The following is an 18,884-nucleotide window of genomic DNA, read 5'->3' as shown; positions in this document are numbered from 1 at the left end:
CAGGCAGCAGCAGCCTTTCTTACGGGAAACCGTAACCCCGGGCGCTATTTCGACGAAATGTTGAAGCTATGGTTAGATGAGCCCAAAGTCCTTGCAGTACACCACCAATTGTTCATTCTTGGAAAACTCTAAAGCCTCTCTCATTGAGTTCAAACGTTTTTCAACGCTACTTAAACCAGAAGGTGAGATGCCTTTTTCCTGCAAGTGAAATGGAATATTTTTCTGAGGAATTCCTTGCGATAACAATGAAATGATGGCGATGTCGACATCTGCAAACTCATAGGCATTCTTTGCCTTGATGCCCTGCCTTAAATTAGCAGAAATATATTTGTTGGATTTATAAATGGTATTTATAGCCAGTTTAAGCTCATGAGCATCGTTACGCGCTTTGCGCACATAAGCATTAATCCCTAGCTCATCATAAAGCGCATCGATAACAGCAGCTTTGTTCTCTGCAGAAAATACCAGGATCTTTAAATTAGGTTGTACCTGTCTTACCGCTTTGATCAGCTCTGTACCACCCGTAATCCTTTGTTTGTTATGATCCTCTTCAAAAGAAAGATCGGTAATCAGTAAATCGTAAGGCTCGTCATTTTGACGCGCCTTTTGTATCCAGGTTAAAGCATCATCGCAATAAAATACATAATGGGCAATTTCTATTCCGAGATCTTCCAATGTTTTCCTTACGGAGATGTTGGAAGATTCGTGGTCTTCTGCAATTAAAACTCTTTCGAACATCATTCTTCTATTTAGGTAATGGGAAAAGAAATCTGAATTTTCAGCCCCTTCTCAACTTTGGTGTCAAAATTAATTTCCCCACGAATACTTTCTATACGGGTTCCCGTATTTTTCAACCCATTGTTGAACCTCATTTCCTCAGGCATCCCAATTCCATTATCTGTATAATAAATATTGATTTTATTCTGTTTCTGTTCAAACCTAACAGCCACGTTACTGGCGCCACTATGTTTCCTCATATTCACCATCAGTTCCTGCAGTATATTGTCAATTTCGTATTTTACTTGTGCAGTTACTTTTTTCCACAACTGTTCATCATTTCCTGCCAAGGCTACTTTAGTTGTTTCAGTGGCAAAAGATTTAATGAGCTCCGAAACTCTTTCGTGGAAATTCTGATCAGTAAATTTAACCTCCTCATAAGATATATCTCTCGATTTCTCATACAGATCCTCTATCTTATCCAATACACGGTCTTTATCAATCTCCTCCTGGTTTTCAATTTCTGTCATTACCCTGTACAATCCATTGGCTACAACATCATGTACTTTCTTAGAGGTTTTAAGTTGATTTTCCCGGATGGCCGTTTGTGCTTCCAATTCCAGTCGCTGTTTTCTCTTCTTGTACCAAAGAACAGCGATAATAGAAGCTGCAACCAGTACAAAGATGGTACTAATGGAAACTATTTTTTGTTTAATGATCTGATACTTTTTCTCTGTATTGTCCTTTTGTAACAATAGGTTATCTGCTTTATTTTTCTCCGTTTCATAACGGATAACAGCAAATTGATTCTTGGCTGCATTACGATCAGTTTCTACACTATCTTCCAGTTTTTTATACGTTCTGAAATATTGCTTTGATTGTTGGTCCGAGCTCAGTTTAACGAGCCTTTCCAATGCATATAATTGATCGTCTGCGCTTTTTATATGCTGGGCCAAAAGATACATTCTGTACGAATAGAAAATTGCCGAGTCCGGTTTTTTATCCATATAGAAATCGGCAAGATGGGCTAAGCTGGCATTCTGCCCCAGTAAATCTTTTTCCTTTAACCGTATATGATAAGCTTTTAAAAATTCAGGTACCGGATTATAACCCGGATTTTGCAGCCATTTTGTTTTTGCAGTATTGGATAATATCCTCGAAAATGTAACCGGATTCTGTTGTACACTGCTGGTCGTCATCAGCTTACTGAAATATTTCAATGCCTGGTCATACTTATGCTGATCAATTAAGTTCACACCCAGGTTATTTAAGTATATATTTCTGGAGTTTTCCTTGTTAGAGAGTTCAATAGCCTTAAGATAGAATCGGGCAGCTTCCTGATATTCCTTTAATCTATTGGCCATTTTCCCCAGGTTATTATAGTTGGTAGACAAAATCTCTTTCTCACTTTCAACTTCAGGATTCAAGTACTGGATGGCAGAGAGAGAAATTTCCTGGCTTCCAAAGAAGTCGCCACGGTCTCCACTTATGATGGCCATATTGATCAGAGATTTAGCCGCTTTAACGCTATCTCCATCCTTCAGAGATTTTTCTTTGGCTTTGTTAAAGTAAATGAAACTACTGTCAGGAAGATTGTGGTCTGAGAAGTACCAGGCTTGATCATAATAGGGGTTGCCTTTGGATACAACCGGTGTAATCTTGCTTCGCTGACAAGCAATAGTGAGTAGTATAAGGAGAAGCGTTATATATCTTTTCAAGAAATGATAATTATTTCTCTAATTTATAAAAAAACCGGGCAAATTTTGCCCGGTTCTTCAGTTATTATCTTGGAGGGTTATTCCCTGTTTCGCCACCTGGACCGTCAGGTAGTGGTGGCGGTGTATCAGGAGTATCCTGAGCGGTTACAGTTGTACCATTATGATTATTTGTATTGTTATTATGGTGCGGACATACCAATCCCAATAACATTGCTAAAATGATTTGAAAAAACATGAGTCAAAAATTTAAAGGTTAATCACTTGGTAGGTCCCCGAGAACCTTATCTCGGGGGTTGCTACAGTTGCAATCAGAGGCGCCTCTGAAATTTTTGGGAAGTAATGAGATTCAATTGCGGGAGCTTGTAAACTGCTTCCCAAACCGGCCACTAACCACCGCTCTTTCCTCTCACTTTGAAAATCATTCTTGTAATCTGTTTCGATAGTTATTAGATACTTGAACTAATTTCTGAAGCAAATGTATGGTAGTGTAATTGGTTGTTTATCAAACTATTCCGGTCTTTCCGATCATTCCGATAGAATTCCGGAAATGCCCTAGAAATTCCGGAAATTCCAGTTATATTTATTTAATAATCTTTTGAAAAATGTTTGACGACTATAAAAAAGAAGTAATTCTTGCCTATCAGAAGAAGAAAAATGAACGTACTCTTTCTCCTAATCTAGATAACCCAACTCCCAGAAAGTTAAAAGACGAATGTCTTCTTGTCTATCGAGAAAGATATAGCCATAAGGATGACAATACATTGAGATTGTTTTTTGGTGTTAAGGATAAAGACGGCGACTACAGACAGAATATAGAAAAGATTGATATTGATAGGTTCAGGTCACTTGTGAAACTTTTGAAGGGAGAAAAAGACGCTGTGCCTCATGAGAAGAATTATAAACTTTTAGCCTGGCTGATCAATTTTGAAGGAGAGGATTCCATGAAATCCGATGTCACTATAAATAAGGGTCTAGTTGTGAATTCTTTAATACACAACAATACCCTTCAGCCTTTACAAAATAGAATAGGTGTAAAGAAAGAGTGGATCTCAAAACCGAGGATTAAGAATATTGTAATATCTTTTGTTGGAATTGCTGCGGTAAGCACGGGGGTATATTGGCGGTCAGTAAGTAGTGATCAGAAATGTATGTACTGGACAGGTAATGCATATCAAACTATTTCATGCAATGAGAAGGTTGGAGATACCGCTATTATTGCATTAGATACATTTAAGTTAGCGCACTTAAAGAGAATAACACGTCAGGATACACTTACAAAATGGTCTGTAGGTAGGATCTTTTATTCTAAAGTAAATTCAGATTCGATAGATGTATTTACATCTGCGGGGTTTCATCCAGTGCGTAACGGAAGAAAGCTAATGCCTTTGACTAATTATATGTATGTCAAATATATAAGTGGTAAGTGATTCGGTTTTCCAGCTTTTCATAATTTACTGGAATTCCGGGAAACCGTAAATATTCCAGTAAATGCCTTCTTACTTTTACAATAGTTTGTATTAAATCAATGTTTGAAGATTATAAAAAGGCGCTTTTAGAATTCTATAAGAAGGCGATTGGTCAGCTTTCAGAAAACCTGGAACATCCGGGGCGACAGAAGTTGCAAAGAGAATGCTTAATTGCTGTTAAGGATAAAAATCGGTCAAAGGACGAGCAGTTACTTAGACGGTTCTTCGACCCATCGAATGAATATGAAGATTTAGCAAGAAGCATTGAAAAATTTGAATTGGATAAATTTAGACCGCTGGTTAATTTCTTGGTAAGAGGAACTAAACTTAGAGATGAGTTATCCGTAAAACTGCTCGCCTGGCTTATAGGCTTTGATACGTATAGTGATTGGCAGAAAAAGAAAGAGGCTCCCGCGCCAACTACAGTGCAGCCAACAGGAGGAACAAGCACAGCGCCTGTTATTACTGATCCTCCTACCACCAAGGGGCCGATAGTTGTTCTACCTCCAAAATCTTTATCCTTCAAAAGAAGTGCTCTAATCAGTATTTGTATACTTCTTTTCGGTAGTGGATGTCTTATTTTATGGGAAAATAACCTTACCCGAACAAATTTGCCAGGCGAAAATGAACAATGCATGTATTGGGACGGGTACAAATATGAGCCTGCAAATTGCGACGACAACACAGGTCATACTCTAGTCCCAATAAACATACATGCGATAAATTATTTTAAGAAAATCAGATATCCTGATACATTGACCCAATATTCTCTTGGAAAGGTATGGTATTCTAAAATTAATGGTAAGCTAGAATATTTTACTGATAGTGGAACTCACCCGGTTGATACTACAAGAAAGGTGAAACCCTTAAGCCAGTACATGCTGAACAAATATTCGTCATTTTATAGGTACGAATTGAACGTTTTGGGCTGGTCAGTAGGAATAACTCTTATGATTTTTTTAGTTGTTCTTTTTATAACTCTGAGCTATAAGAAAATAAAAAGTGCTTATCCCAAGCTTCATTTTAATAGGACAATTCCATTAAAATCAATTTATTTAAGCTTCATGGCAATGAGATCAAAATAGCTGAATACTTGCTAAAGTTGTTTTGTTAGCCCCCGCTACGGAAAGCCGTATTTTTTAATCCTGTTGACATTTTACATTTATAAAATTATAAACATTAAAAATTAATTTATACCACAAAGAGTATTAAATGAAGATTGGTCAGAGTATGACAATCGTAAAAAACGTTATGAAGATCGCTTTTTCTTTTCCTGCGAAGAATCGTGGGAGGTTGATTACCTGGTTCGTCAAATTAGAAAACACAAATCTAGTTCTGAAGAGTCTATCAGAAAGGCGATTAAATCCTGTTGCGAAACAATTAAAGCCCCAAGGCCACGGAAGGCATTTGTTGAGTGTGTGATGTCGAAGCTTTAGCCATTAGGGGAGGAGATACCTCCCCTTTAGGGAAAAAATGGAAGAAACATCGTAGCTCATTAGGTTAAAGATAAGGGTTTATGTGATTGGGAATAAGGATGGATGGTCAGGGCATGCTTATTTTAATATCTATATCTTTATATCTATAATAACGAGATGAACAACGATACCTGGATATTAAAATACTGGCCTCTCCATGGGGCAGCCCCGGTTTTTTTATTATGGTATACAGATACTGATAAGGAAAACACAGATAAGTTATTCACCTTTAAAACAGGTGAGATTTTCGCCACTCATTCCTTAAATGATCTAAAAGCCACTATAATTCAAAATTTTGATGCCATCAATGAGTTTGAGAACCTTAAAAGCTGGCTAAATGATTTTGAAAATCTAGACCTCAGTGAGGTCACTGTCTATGATATGCCTAAAATGTATGCCGCTGTTAAAGCTCGAGAATTTGAGATGGAAACCCTGGAAGATTTGACGAATTTTATTAATCTATTTGGCGATTATGTTCATCAGATCGATAGCAATAAATACTTAATGCCTTTAGCGTATAATAAGTATCTAAGAAAAGCATGGGATTATTTTTATGATTCTGTGTTTTGGCCCAGATTTAATGATAAAGATCGTTTTGAAACCTGGGAAAGACCCCCGTTTAAAGTTAATGCAGTGAAACTGACACAAGGGCTTGAAGAATTAATAGAAAGCTTTGAGGGTAATATGATCGTTTTGAATTAGTTTATAAAACTCTTACCAATCTATCAGTTTTACCAAGTCTTTTAATTTACTGATGCTTAAAACATACTAACGGTCTGTGCATTAAAATAGCTAGAAGTAGCTATTTTTTTACGAGCTGTGTTTCTCGAAATTGGATCATAGTTATTGCTTCATCTATTAACGCTTTCGATCATGGGTAAAAAAACAAAAAAAAGTACTTCTACATCAGAATTGGATAAGCCATTAAAATCCAAGGTTATAAAGAGGTCGGAAGTTGCCCAGAAATTGAAAAACGAAAATGACAAACTAGCATATCAAAAGGCTTTAGAGCCATTGATGGATTTTTATTTAGAGGAGAAACAAATTGAAGAACTTCCAGATAATTTCATTGAACCGAAAACCGAACTTGCTTCAAATTTCCCCCATGGATGGGTTTTGAATGTAGGTAGTCGAAATCCGACTCAATACCCCGTGAAGTCTTTTACTGCTGAATGGATTGTGCCTCATCCACCTGAACCAAATGGACAATTATTTTTCGTCTTTATAGGATTAAGTAACTCAACAGATCTCATTCAATGTATGATGCAATGGGGACGTACGCCTTGTGGCGGCGGACAGGTTTGGACAATAGGCTGTACACATGTGGTAAATGGTAACCCTCACTGTACGAGTCCAAATTTGGTTGTTAACCCAGGTGATAATATACAGGCATCTATTACATTGCTACGTCAGGAGGGACAAGCTTTGACTTATAGGTTGCAGATTAATGAATTAAGAATGGATTGCCTTCAGGCAATTATTGCTCCCAGAGATTGTTCTGTCGTCTTAGAATCATATACGATAGAAAGTTCAGCGGAGTATCCTCCTGATAACTACACCCTCATTGATAAAATTCGGATTGATACAATAGCTGGGCCAATGCCGATCCATTGGGCAGATCATAGTAAGTATAATCCGGATGGACAGCATACAGCTAATCCGAATATAGACAGAATAGCATTGTGGTATCATGGATTACCAAATAACCCAAGTAACCTAGCATGAAATATTTCAAATATAATTTACTATTAGCCATATTCACAATAATAGCGAATATGGTAAACGGGCAAGAGGTAAATGTCTCTTTTAATCAGAAAGGACAAGTAAGAGGTAATCTGCCAACAAAGCTGATAACCGAATCTAAATTGGTGTTTAATATCGATGGTAAAGATTTAGCCGCGGAGGAACAGAAGATAATTTTAAACAGAATAAAAGAAAGTTCCGGACGAATTGAAAAGCTCAAGAAGGACCCAGAGAAACTGCATGTACTTAAACTGATTTATAATATAGACTCAAATGACCTAAATAAAGTTCTTGCTGATTTTGATAAGCTTAGCAAAAGTCCCACAACAACTGGTTATACCTATGTACCAAGTATAGGTGTAAATAGTAACTATTACAAAATTGAGTCCGGAGATACTAAAGACTCTGGAATTTCCTTAAAGGCCAACAATCCAACAATCTTTTCTCAAAAATTAGAATTACAACATACGGATCAAAATAGCCTTACATTTACACTAACAAAAACAAATCTTTTTAATGATGTAACATATCAGTGGTATGCAGATAAAAGAAAAATCTTTAAAAAATCAATTATTCAAGCAGACGGAGAACGTCTAAAAGATTTAGCCGAAAAGTCGAAACTATTATTGGTCAATTTCGATGTATTGGTTAAAGCTGTTAAGAATAATACAATTTCTAATATGGTAGAGTTGCGTAAATTTGACCAACAACTTACTGTCCTTTTGAATGTATTAGCCGAAGTGAAAAAACTAACCGATTTTTCATCTGATAGAGAATGGGTTTTGTCTTGGTTATGGTATTCGAAAAATGATTTTCCAGTTTTAAATCCCTTTCCTTTTGTTAAAGAAGAGGATATTGAATTACCAGATACTTTAGGACTTCCCGCACTTAGGATGTCAATTCTGGCAAAGGAAAATTTTTTAAAAAACATCGATTACAAAAAGACACCAGAAAGAGTTGCTCAACAATATATAAAAGAGATTGCCGCCTCGAACCTTGACCTTAGCAAACAAATTAAGGCATATAAAAAATCTAAGGATCGCCAAAGTAATAATGAAAATCAAATTTCTGATTTTTCCACCACAGAAGAAACACTAAATAAACTGATTTTAATTGCTTCAAAAAAGGGAGAACAGATATTTTGGATGAGACATCATAATGCACTTGACCAGGGGGCAGATTTAAATAGTAATACTGAAGCGGAATATACAGAAGCAGACCGCGTTTATATCCTTACTCATAATTTAGTAGCCAACCAAAAAGCTATAATATCATTGAAGTATAGTCCAATATTAAATGACCAAAGTCAATTTGCAGACTTAATTACAAGTACATTAAAAGGTTTAGATGGAGTGACGGCGAATACCTTTGGCGGTAGAAAGGAAGATGAAGAGCGAGTAAATCTCGCCGCACAAGTTAACCGAAAAATATCGAAGGTTCAGGCTGCACTTCCTTATTTGCTTTCAATAGACTACGTCGTTAATCAGACCAGTCCCAAGCTTGATGTCGAGGAAATAAAAAATACCTCAGAAATTTACCATAGTCAGAAAGACAAAACTCCCGTTACCAGCGGAAGTCAGCAAGCCGTTTATACGGTGACAACGGCTACAAATGATGTCGCTGATAATAAAACAGCACCATCCATTCCTGTGGATACATTTAAGTATAGAGTGAATAAACTTTATAGAATATTTCCAATGGCAGGAATAGCCTATACATTCAATAATTTTGGTTCTATAAGCCCAAATGGCGCACAAAATGGCTCAGGATTAGTTACAACGGAAAAGAAAACCAATTTTTTTGTTGGGCTTAAAGTATATCTGAATAAAATAGATATTAGAAATACTGATTTCATTGCGCAAAAGGATGCTCATGGACACCCATTGTTTTGGACGCGAGTTCATTTGGATGCTGCGTTTGATCTGGTAAAACCACTGAACAATATTTATACGGGAGCAGGAATTGACCCATGGCCAGGTATTTCGATAAATTTCGGCGCTGTGTGGAATAAATATGACTATTATACCTATTCCGGAGGTGTCCAGAATTCACATCAAACTCTATATCGGCCCGGATTTTATCTTGGAATTTCTACTGACGTTGCTGTGATTGCTCAGTTAACAAAGCTTTTAAATCTATCAAAATGAAAAAAATAACTCTTTGCAGACTGCTGTTGATTTGTTTTATAGGAACTGTTATAGTTTCGTGTAATAAATATAAGGACATAGTTGATGCAAGATTATCTGGTGATGTTTTTGTTCATGATACCCTAAGCACTCCTATAGTGAGTCCCCTGAGTAAAATGCCAGTATATTTCAATACCGGCAATGACACAAGTAAATTTCTGGTTCAGGCAATAACAGATTCTTTAGGGCATTTTTCCTTAGTATATTTTGATAAAAAGGAAGGAGTACTGTTTACAAATTTCATTAGAAACAAGGTTAAGTATAGTGGGGTTATTAATATCCCAAAGTCAGGGGATGGAACTATGAATGTCAGACTTGATGTTTATCCTGTATATAAAAATGGCCTTTCCTTAACATTTAGTTCTAAAGGAGGACCTATATCTAATTATCCTTTCCGGCTATATACAAGCCGGACTGCTGCGGTGGTTGATTCAGTAAAGTTTGCATATCTTAACAGTACAAGTAATGTGTATGGACTTTTTCGACAGTATAACCTTAATGCAGGGAAATATTACATATCAGCAAAAGATAGTGTGACTGGTACCAAAATTAAACTACTTGATTCAGTTACCATAGCTAATTCTGGTTTTGTGATCAAAACGGTAACTGTATTTTAGATGAAAATCAACTGAAACAGGCTTTTCTTATATTGTGGTTTAATATCTAAATATGAAGAAGCTACATGATTTTGTCGATAAATGGCTTTCGGAAGAAGAAGTAATTAAGTTAATAACCGACTTCAGGCCTGGTAAAGAGAGGTATGACCTGAGTTTGTTTGACGATCTTTTATTTGATCCCTTAGGATATGAGGGTATAGAAGAGTATGAGGGGTATTATTATGGGACGATGATAGAAAGATCTGAATTGAAATTAGAAAGGCAAGGCAATAAGATCGTTCCGGGGGATATCGATATTGTTTTTATTCCCTACAATCAAAACCAAGTGTTTTTTAATCGTACGGCAGTTTGGGAAGTAAAAATAGCCAGGCCTCATTCAGAAAAAATAAACAAGAGCTCTAAATCATTAGGTACTGATCAAATTCGGGGCTTGATGGAAGATGGTTTCCCGTTAATTGGATTAATGCATGTTTGTATGAGTTATCCCTTAAAGGAAAGCAGTCTTGTTGATATTCGATTTCATAAAGATCCCGGGCCATATCCAGGCAAAAGCTTTGAAGAATATCCACATGAGATTGTTAAAATGGATTGGCTCCCGGGTTTGTCCATAAAGAACCAAATGAATAGGATGATCACTTCCGGATTGCCTAAATACATTGGGATGACCGCTTTTGCACTTAATTTTGATTCCAGCAACCGTAAACTTATCACTTTATCGGAAGAATATCGTGGTTATTCTTCGGGATATTTTAATCCGCAAAAAAGTGAAAATACAATTAATGCTATTAAAGAGCATTTTGAATTATTTGGTGACAAGCGATATACAAAACTTAAAGTTTGGGATCTCAATGAAAATTAGTTGATACTTATTTCAATGGTACCGCGAAATCCGTTCCGGAACAATTGGCTGTTTAAAATATTTGTTCCAACTCATTGTTTATTTGGAATAAAATAACAAGATTTGAAATAGCCTTTATTGTATTTGCACTTCAAGGTGTAAACTGATTTTAACGACTCTCGATCATGAAAAAATCTTATTGTTTGTTCCTGCTTTGCAGAGTGTTTGTTTTTACATTTTTTTAGTTTACGCAATTTGAATATTTACTTGTTAGGAAACTATCTAGGTAAAGATACTTAAAGGATAATTTAGAGATAGAAAATATAATACATGTCAAAATTAAACTAACAAACATGGCACATGAACCGAAATTAGAAGTATATAAAGTATATATAGGTGCGACACCTACGACCGCTGATAGATCTTTTGGTGGGTTTTTGGAAAAAAAATACCCAGTTGAAGATTTTAAACTCAAAGATGCTTATCATAAACTACTACAGGATTTAATTACTTCGATAGATACTAATTTTGTTCTGAATGATATTCGCAAAAAAGGTCTTCGAATTGACGAAAATTCAACTGCAAGCTTAGAAAGATCAATAAAAATTAAGACTAACAAGCATATAATATCAGGGACTATTAAAGGAGGTAGATATGGCCAACAAAGGTCTATTGGTTATACAAGAAAGCCAAACCAGAAGTATACAAAGATCAATACAACCGATATCGTAATGGATACGTTTTATTTCCTGTTGTATACTCCCTTCGGTAGCAATAAAGGAATATTGATGATACAGAGTTATTCTGACGATCAAATAAATGATGTTTTTATAAGTTGGTTGCGAGCCAATCTAAAGGCTGAAGGTTTTTATAAACCCAATTTGGAATTATATTGTCCAATAAAACTGCAACAAGAATTTAAAGCCACAAGTGTTGTAAAAGAACTTAAGTTCACTAATGATGTAGTTGTAGAAAATATTGATGATGATCATAGTATCTCCACTGAGGCTTTTACGATTAATATATCAATTAGAGCAAAGGAAGATGGTGAAAGTTTAGGTAACCTTCAGAATCTAGTAAATTATGTGAAAAGATTTACTTTTGGAGACAAGAATAACCCATTAACTTTAGATGAGTTTAAAAGAAAAACAGGAACTCTATACAATGGTTCCCATCAAAGTTCGTTCGAGTTGGGGACAGGAATAGATATCAAACCAACAATTTATTTGAATGATAAGGTTGATCTTCAGGTCGATGGAAGTCCTAAGTGGGACAGTTTGGAGAAATTTTGTTTAGAGCTGCTAGATGATATAAAAGAAGAAATTTACCCTGAAGCTGATGAAATATCTTAAAATTAGACATTATATATCCGTATTGTTAAGCGAAGGAACTAGATGGGAATTTGAAGATATTCTGAATGGTGGGGTTAATTTAACCGATAAGCAAATAAAACGCTGTAGTTGGAGGAAAAGATACTTACTTTTTGTTCCTGTGATGATATTTGTTCTAATTCTTAAGAAAGGTATAAATTCAGAATGCATTGGATATGCGATAGCGGCACTTTCGATCTTTATTGGGCTTTTTGCAAGTTTAGTTATAACTATGTATGGTCGATATTTGCAAATTCCACGCCTGCTTCCTACAGCTAATAACGATCAGAAGATTGAGGATAAAAAAGTGAGGAACTTTATAAGGCAATTTACCTTTGTGACGGGGAAAAATCTTTTAGTTGCTACTGTAATAATAGCTTTGATGTCATTAATACTCATATTACCAGAATATATGTCTATTGATGTATTTGAGAGCAAATTTATTTCATCTACTAACCAGATGAATTTTAGCGCTTTTTTAATGTTTTTAAATAATTCGGTAGTTTTGGTTGTCAGATTTGCAATACTCTATTTAATATTTGATTTCTTTTTAATGCTTTTATACTCGTTGGGGGCATTATTTTCTTTTTTAAAGCGTGAATACTCTTAATCTCCTAAATATGCCAAGGTAATCATCCAATTAGAAATGCAATTCCAACTAATTCCTTTGGTTAAAAAAAGAAGATATTTAAGATTATTTAAACTGCAGCCATTACAAGAAGAGAATGTTCAGAAACCTCTCATTTAATAAATAAGTTTGTAACTCTTTGTAATAATCTAATATAAAATGGGTAGTTTCTCAATGTTACCTAATTTTAGGATCTCTTTTTATCCAGGCGCATATATCCTTAATAACTTTTTCATGATTATATATGCTGTGTTTAAGTGAGAATCGACTCTTTCTTTTTAGTTTATATTCGATAAATGAAAGCTTTTTAGATTCAAATGGAGTTATTGATGTTTTAATTAGTATAAACATCTGTTCATATATAGACTCCCAACCCAAGGCTAAAATATTAGATCTAAAAAAATAAAGTATAAACGAAAAAGCTAAGGATATACTTGGAAATAGAAACCAGAAAAGTAAAGTCATCGCACAAAAAATCAATAACCAGCTAATAGGATAATTATAGCTCATTATTGAAAAGATGAAAACTAAGACAAATGATAGGGCAATTAATTTAGCTGATCTGCGCGCAAAAAGAACCAATAGCAAGTACAAATTAAAAATAGCACCCCATATCCTGGATAATCCAGAGAAGAACAATTTAATTTCATCCCAGCGGTCTATCACAACAAGTATGGTAAGGCCATTTTTTAACTGATCGAAGGATAGCCTATAAACTAATTGATCAATAATTTTAGGTAATAGAGCAAACTTACGTCGCAAATGCTTTTCAATATATGGTACAAATACGTAATTTCCAAAAATGGTGGAAATACCCATGAAACCAATACTATATATAGGATGTTCCTTATAGAATGCAATAACTAATACAACTAAAACTATAGTTGCCAAAAGCGCAAAAATTACTAAGGCATTTAAGGCTATCAATTTTACATACGGTTCTAAATTGTCAATTAATCTCCCTTTTTTTGGATTTAGAAAGGGTGTTGCCATAGTAACCAGTTCAAATTCCTTATGATCACCAGCAAGATTAAGTTCTCTTAGAGCATACATTGCGATATTTCCACCGTGGCTATGGGCTAAAATGATTTTTCGTTCATTTGGATGAGAAGTCATTTGCTGTTTCAATTTTTCAGCAAGATCCAAGGAGGCCGAAACCCTTGCTTTGTGTGAATTTTTACAGGACCAATGGAATTCTTTAATCACAATATCATTTCCCAAATGCAATTTTAAATTATCACAAAATTCTGAGCCATCTAATGTCCAGGGTGCTTTTTTTGCAAATGTTCCATGTATCAAAGTTATAAGGTGTGGCATTATAATGTCTAGTCGGTATAAAAACTCAATACTCCTTTGTTTATCCTGGTTCTAAGGTAGTAAAAGTCGCAATTCTATTCGTCGCGTCTTACTTTTCCCTAATCATTAACCTTTCTAAGATCCCATACCTATTCCACTAAATTTTTAAACTGTGCTGGTGGGCGATCCTGCTTCATTTTTGATTGCAAACGTCCAATCTGTAAAAGAAAGTTTGTAAAGCCATGGAAGCCATCAACTTTTGAAGTTGTTATGATTTCATATATCCCTGTGCCAGATCTAAAAGTATATTGTGAATACAAACAGATCGGTATTTTTCTGTTGTCATTAAATCGCCTGTCTGGGCCACCATTTTTATTAACATATTTTCAGGTATAATCCACTATTTTAGCATCATGGGGTACGGTTTGGTCCTCTATAAACCTCTTTGGTTTATGTGGTACACAGTATTTCTCCCTGGCGAATCGATTCGACTAATATCCTAGGTATTTCATAATGGGATCCGCTGGTGGCTGCAATAGCAGATATTTCTCCAGTTTTAAGACGATGAGATCTATGCATATGTTTAAGTCCACCGAGCGAGGCCTTCCAATCATCAATATTATTATCCAGTGCCTGTAATCGTTTGAGTTCGTGATAGAATTCGTTCTCGATTTCGACCCAGCTTGCATCGTACGTTTCTAAATTGGTTTTTCGAAGAACCCGGGTTGAATGATGATGGTATGAGGTGCGGTGAACCTCCCATAGCTTCATGCTGTCAAAAATGGATATGAGCCCGCGTTGAGGTAAGGCTCGTCGAACAGTTCTTCGGTATTGCCTAATCCTTTCGGTGCTAATTCGTTCATGTTTACGTATGGACAAATGATTTCGATCAAAGGATCAAAATAATGGATCTTCATATCAGAAAGCTTGAAACATTTTTTGAGATACCACAACAGAAAATCATTGTAGCTGGTTTTCATTCCATTGGCAAGGTCGAAACCATTGCCGATAAGAACTTAACGTATTAGTTTGTCGGCTAATTCAGTAGAAAGGAATTGGTTGGCAAAATGGTGCAGGATCGGACTGGATGGTGTTCGTTGAAAATCAAAATTCCTCAGCCCTAACTTAATTTTTGGCTAAAAGGTATATACGAGGGTGTTAATTTAGATGATAGGGGAAAGATCGGTATCATCATTCTCCTTTTCTTCTTATATAGCTTAATTTCAAGTAATAGTTACAACTGCCCAGGTGGATTCATTATAATTTCGTATTTTGGAAGAAATACCTTGGGGCTTTCTTCAGATTAACCTTTTGTATCGAAAAATCTGAATCTCTTGTGAAAAAAACTGCAATTTTTTCTCTGCAAGGGATAATTGTTGGGAAAGAAGTATCGAGTAGTTTCCACTCATATGTACATGCAATGTTGTTGGTGTTTTTGTAACTATGGAAGCCAGATCTTCAAAAAGCATTCTTTTTTTAATAGTATCAGATGAAAAGCCAATACAAAATATCTAACTTCATGATATATTATAACCCAAAAAAAAATTACATTTACATCTTGCAACATAGCCTAAATGATTTATCAAAGAGGTTTCTGAACGAAAAAGTACAATAAGGTTGGCTCTAAGTTATGTAACAGTTACATAGTTAGTTCGTATATTCAGAATAGAAGATAGCCACGTTCGGAAAGCCTTAAGTTGAAAAGATCAGGTATTGAATGATGTGGACAAAAGAACTGGAATTGCCAACCATGTTAGGTATAGACTGTTGTAATAATGTGCAGAAAGTAAACTATAGTGAAAAACGAGAGCCAGACCAGGAAAGAGATAATTGACCACCGCTTAAGACAAGCAGGCTGGAATGTTGGTGAGCTGTCCCAAGTAGTCGAAGAATTCTTTATCACTTCCCAGTCTAATGAACTGAATGAATCAAAAAATATTTACGGTCGGTCTTTCTGTGACTATGTATTGCTAGGAAGGGATGGAAAACCCCTAGCTGTTGTTGAAGCGAAGAAAACTTCGGTAGATTCTGCTATAGGACGAGAACAAGCTAAAGAATACTGTTACAACATCAAGGCAAATTTGGCTGTAGATTTGCCCTTTTGCTTTTTCACAAATGGACATGAAATCTTCTTTTGGGATTTAGAGAATTATCCTCCCAGAAAAGTTCATGGTTTTCCGACGAGAGATGATTTACAACGATATAAAAACCTTCGGCAGTCAAGGAAAGCATTAGCTATTGAATTCATTAATACTAAAATCGCAGGCCGAGATTACCAACAAAGAGCCATTAGATCGGTATTAGAGGCAGTTGAGAAGCGTAAAAGAAAGTTTCTTCTCGTAATGGCAACAGGAACAGGCAAAACTAGAATTTGCATTTCATTGGTTGAGTCGCTTATGAGAGCGGGGTGGGCAGAGCGAGTATTATTCCTTGTGGATAGAATTGCTTTGCGTGACCAAACCCTTGATGCATTTAAAGAACATTTACCTAATGAACCAAGATGGCCAAAAGTTGGTGAGAAATCTATAGCTCAGGACAGGCGAATTTATATTTCTACTTACCCAACTATGTTGAATGTAATTAGGGATGAAGCTAGCCTACTCTCACCTCATTTCTTTGATTTGATTATTGTGGATGAAAGTCATAGGAGTATTTATAATACTTATCAAGAGATACTCGACTATTTCAATACAATCACTCTTGGCCTAACTGCTACACCTACCGATGTTATTGATCATAATACTTTTGAACTTTTTGAATGTGAAGAAGGGGTTCCAACTTATGCTTATTCATATGAAGAAGCTGTAAACAATATTCCTCCCTACCTGAGCAATTTTCAAGTGATGAAAATTAAAACAAAGTTCCAAGATGAAGGAATTAGCAAACGAACCATTTCGCTTGAAGACCAGAAAAGGTTAATCCTTGAAGGAAAAGAAATTGAGGAAATCAATTATGAAGGAACTGAGTTAGAAAAAACAGTAAGCAACAGAGGTACAAATGCTCTGATTGTAAAAATCTTCATGGAGGAATGCATCAAAGACCCTAATGGAGTTTTACCAGGAAAAACAATTTTCTTCTGTGTTGGAAAGCGCCATGCAAGGGAGATCGAGCATATTTTCGACAGCCTCTATCCTGAATATCAGGGTGAATTGGCGAAAGTGATAGTTTCGGATGATCCAAGAGCTTATGGAAAAGGTGGATTATTAGACCAATTCATCCATAATGATATGCCAAGAGTGGCAATTAGTGTGGATATGCTAGATACAGGTATTGACATCCGCGAATTAGTGAATTTAGTTTTCGCTAAACCAGTATTCTCGTACACTAAATTCTGGCAGATGATTGGTAGAGGAACTCGACTGTTAGAACCAACTAAGATGAAACCTTGGTGTCTAGAAAAGGACGTTTTCCTAATCATGGATTGCTGGGACAATTTTGAATATTTCAAATTCAATCCAAAAGGGAAAGAATTAAAATCACAAATACCACTTCCTGTTCGATTGTTTGGTTTACGCTTGGATAAAATTGAAAAATCAATTCAAATCAATGAAACCGAAATTGCTTCCCGTGAGACTATAAAACTGAGAAAGCAAATCGATGAATTGCCACAAAACTCGATTGTGGTAATGGATGCAAAAAATAATCTACAACGATTAGAAGATGAAAAATTTTGGAACTATTTAAGCACTGATAAAACCGAATTTCTTAGAATGGTAGTTAAGCCATTATTGAGGACTATTTCTGAAAAAGACTTTAAGGCTATGCGTTTTGAAAAAGATATTGTGGAAGTGTCATTAGCAAAATTGAATCAGGAAATAGAAAAATATGATACACTCAGAGAAGGTATTGTTGAAACCATTATGGAATTGCCTACATCGATCAATATAGTTTCCAAAGAAATTGACCTGATACGCCAGGCGCAGAAAAATCAATATTGGTTAACAATCAACGAGGATAAGTATGATGACCTAATTAAAAAGTTATCTCCATTAATGCGATTCATTGAACCAGCAGTGGTTACAAATGGCCCTGCAAAATTCAATTTTCAAGACATTATCACTCAAAGAGAATTTGTCGAGTTCGGCCCTCAACATGAATCTGTAAGTATCAGCAGATACAAAGAGTTGGTAGAAGAAAAAATCAACGAGCTCACGGAGACAAATTTTCTTTTAAAGAAGATAAAAGATGGTGAGCAAATTTCAGAAGTGGAAGCGCAGCAATTAGCAGAACAACTCTATGAAGAGCATCCCAATATAACTATTGACCTTCTACGCAGAGTTTACAACCATCGAAAAGCGCAGTTGGTTCAGTTTATAAAACATATTTTACGGATTGAAATACTTGAATCGTTTCCTGAAACCGTTTCCAAAACATTTACAGATTTTATTACAACACACAGTTATTTAAGCAGTCGGCAATTGCAGTTTTTGGACTTGCTCAAAAACTATATAATAGAAAGAGGTGAATTGCAAAAACGCAACTTAATTGAATCACCATTTACTATGATTCACCCGGACGGCATAAGAGGGGTATTCAATCCAATAGAGATTGATGAAATTTTAAGTTTAACTCAAAAATTATTGGCTGCCTAAATGGAAATGGACAAACTAGAGTGGTCAGATTGGAAAGCAATGCCATCTCCTGAAAACTGTAGACTGATTGATGGGCCTAAAGGATCAGGTGTATACCAAATAAAGGATTTTGGGCCGAATGAGTTTATACAGTATGGAGAAAGTATTTACATGTAGTAGACGAATGAAATCTTTCTTTCCTAAACCCTTTGGAACAGGGACTCGAAATAATGAAGACAAACGAAACCATGTTCTTGAA

The 18,884-nt window shown here is 35.6% G+C and carries 14 protein-coding genes and 1 pseudogene; 10 read left to right on the top strand and 5 right to left on the bottom strand.

What is annotated here, in order from left to right; genetic code table 11:
* Positions 1–72: 72 nt before the first annotated feature.
* A complete protein-coding gene (locus R2S08_RS06985) occupies positions 73–741 on the bottom strand; it encodes a response regulator (RefSeq protein ID WP_316834480.1) in 669 nt (222 codons plus the stop codon).
* Positions 742–749: 8 nt separating this feature from the next.
* Entirely contained in the window at positions 750–2,435 is a 1,686-nt protein-coding gene (locus R2S08_RS06980; RefSeq protein ID WP_316834479.1) for a tetratricopeptide repeat protein, read from the bottom strand.
* 602 nt (positions 2,436–3,037) lie between these two features.
* On the opposite strand from R2S08_RS06980, the gene R2S08_RS06975 reads away from it, so the two are divergent.
* The 9 genes from R2S08_RS06975 (at position 3,038) to R2S08_RS06935 (ending at position 12,740) form a co-directional block, all read left to right on the top strand.
* Entirely contained in the window at positions 3,038–3,862 is an 825-nt protein-coding gene (locus R2S08_RS06975; RefSeq protein ID WP_316834478.1) for a hypothetical protein, read from the top strand.
* A gap of 98 nt (positions 3,863–3,960) precedes the next feature.
* A complete protein-coding gene (locus R2S08_RS06970; protein ID WP_316834477.1) occupies positions 3,961–4,986 on the top strand; it encodes a hypothetical protein in 1,026 nt (341 codons plus the stop codon).
* Between the two features lie 507 nt (positions 4,987–5,493).
* Positions 5,494–6,078, top strand: coding sequence for a hypothetical protein (locus tag R2S08_RS06965; protein WP_316834476.1), 585 nt, complete (start codon positions 5,494–5,496; stop codon positions 6,076–6,078).
* Between the two features lie 171 nt (positions 6,079–6,249).
* On the top strand, positions 6,250–7,101 hold the full coding sequence (locus R2S08_RS06960) for a hypothetical protein (RefSeq protein ID WP_316834475.1): 852 nt from the start codon (positions 6,250–6,252) through the stop codon (positions 7,099–7,101).
* Positions 7,098–9,266, top strand: a complete 2,169-nt coding sequence (locus tag R2S08_RS06955; protein ID WP_316834474.1) for a hypothetical protein — start codon at positions 7,098–7,100, stop codon at positions 9,264–9,266. Before R2S08_RS06960 ends, R2S08_RS06955 begins: the two co-directional genes overlap by 4 nt.
* Positions 9,263–9,922: a hypothetical protein gene (locus R2S08_RS06950; RefSeq protein ID WP_316834473.1), complete on the top strand. Its 660-nt coding sequence runs from the start codon at positions 9,263–9,265 to the stop codon at positions 9,920–9,922. The genes R2S08_RS06955 and R2S08_RS06950 overlap by 4 nt, the downstream gene beginning before the upstream one ends.
* Positions 9,923–9,974: 52 nt before the next feature.
* Entirely contained in the window at positions 9,975–10,781 is an 807-nt protein-coding gene (locus R2S08_RS06945; protein ID WP_316834472.1) for a hypothetical protein, read from the top strand.
* A 332-nt stretch (positions 10,782–11,113) separates the two neighbouring features.
* Positions 11,114–12,112, top strand: coding sequence for a hypothetical protein (locus R2S08_RS06940; protein ID WP_316834471.1), 999 nt, complete (start codon positions 11,114–11,116; stop codon positions 12,110–12,112).
* Positions 12,099–12,740, top strand: coding sequence for a hypothetical protein (locus R2S08_RS06935; protein WP_316834470.1), 642 nt, complete (start codon positions 12,099–12,101; stop codon positions 12,738–12,740). Before R2S08_RS06940 ends, R2S08_RS06935 begins: the two co-directional genes overlap by 14 nt.
* Positions 12,741–12,935: 195 nt before the next feature.
* On the opposite strand, the gene R2S08_RS06930 is transcribed toward R2S08_RS06935, so the two are convergent.
* The 3 genes and pseudogenes from R2S08_RS06930 to R2S08_RS28860 all read right to left on the bottom strand — a co-directional run.
* The gene (locus R2S08_RS06930) at positions 12,936–14,075 is read right to left on the bottom strand and encodes a hypothetical protein (protein WP_316834469.1); all 1,140 of its coding nucleotides are present in this window, start codon (positions 14,073–14,075) and stop codon (positions 12,936–12,938) included.
* Between the two features lie 746 nt (positions 14,076–14,821).
* Positions 14,822–14,971 (bottom strand): hypothetical protein, encoded by a 150-nt coding sequence (locus R2S08_RS06925; RefSeq protein WP_316834468.1) that lies wholly within the window; start codon positions 14,969–14,971, stop codon positions 14,822–14,824.
* A gap of 15 nt (positions 14,972–14,986) precedes the next feature.
* A pseudogene (locus R2S08_RS28860) lies at positions 14,987–15,064 on the bottom strand (AbiH family protein); the annotation flags it as partial.
* A gap of 786 nt (positions 15,065–15,850) precedes the next feature.
* Here R2S08_RS28860 and R2S08_RS06920 point away from each other — a divergent pair.
* On the top strand, positions 15,851–18,646 hold the full coding sequence (locus R2S08_RS06920) for a DEAD/DEAH box helicase family protein (RefSeq protein ID WP_316834467.1): 2,796 nt from the start codon (positions 15,851–15,853) through the stop codon (positions 18,644–18,646).
* Positions 18,647–18,884 lie beyond the last annotated feature (238 nt).

The organism is Pedobacter nutrimenti (assembly GCF_032678445.1).
In the GTDB taxonomy this organism is placed as follows: Bacteria; Bacteroidota; Bacteroidia; order Sphingobacteriales; family Sphingobacteriaceae; genus Pedobacter; species Pedobacter nutrimenti_A.
Note: the sequence above shows the minus strand (reverse complement) of the source record. Positions and strands in the feature narration are given on the sequence as shown.

Coding starts and splice junctions, on each gene's coding strand:
- R2S08_RS06950 (WP_316834473.1), top strand. CDS start 9,263: ATGAAAAAAATAACTCTTTGCAGACTGCTGTTGATTTGTTTTATAGGA.
- R2S08_RS06975 (WP_316834478.1), top strand. CDS start 3,038: ATGTTTGACGACTATAAAAAAGAAGTAATTCTTGCCTATCAGAAGAAG.
- R2S08_RS06925 (WP_316834468.1), bottom strand. CDS start 14,971: ATGAAGATCCATTATTTTGATCCTTTGATCGAAATCATTTGTCCATAC.
- R2S08_RS06985 (WP_316834480.1), bottom strand. CDS start 741: ATGATGTTCGAAAGAGTTTTAATTGCAGAAGACCACGAATCTTCCAAC.
- R2S08_RS06960 (WP_316834475.1), top strand. CDS start 6,250: ATGGGTAAAAAAACAAAAAAAAGTACTTCTACATCAGAATTGGATAAG.
- R2S08_RS06955 (WP_316834474.1), top strand. CDS start 7,098: ATGAAATATTTCAAATATAATTTACTATTAGCCATATTCACAATAATA.
- R2S08_RS06970 (WP_316834477.1), top strand. CDS start 3,961: ATGTTTGAAGATTATAAAAAGGCGCTTTTAGAATTCTATAAGAAGGCG.
- R2S08_RS06965 (WP_316834476.1), top strand. CDS start 5,494: ATGAACAACGATACCTGGATATTAAAATACTGGCCTCTCCATGGGGCA.
- R2S08_RS06930 (WP_316834469.1), bottom strand. CDS start 14,075: ATGCCACACCTTATAACTTTGATACATGGAACATTTGCAAAAAAAGCA.
- R2S08_RS06945 (WP_316834472.1), top strand. CDS start 9,975: ATGAAGAAGCTACATGATTTTGTCGATAAATGGCTTTCGGAAGAAGAA.
- R2S08_RS06935 (WP_316834470.1), top strand. CDS start 12,099: ATGAAATATCTTAAAATTAGACATTATATATCCGTATTGTTAAGCGAA.
- R2S08_RS06940 (WP_316834471.1), top strand. CDS start 11,114: ATGGCACATGAACCGAAATTAGAAGTATATAAAGTATATATAGGTGCG.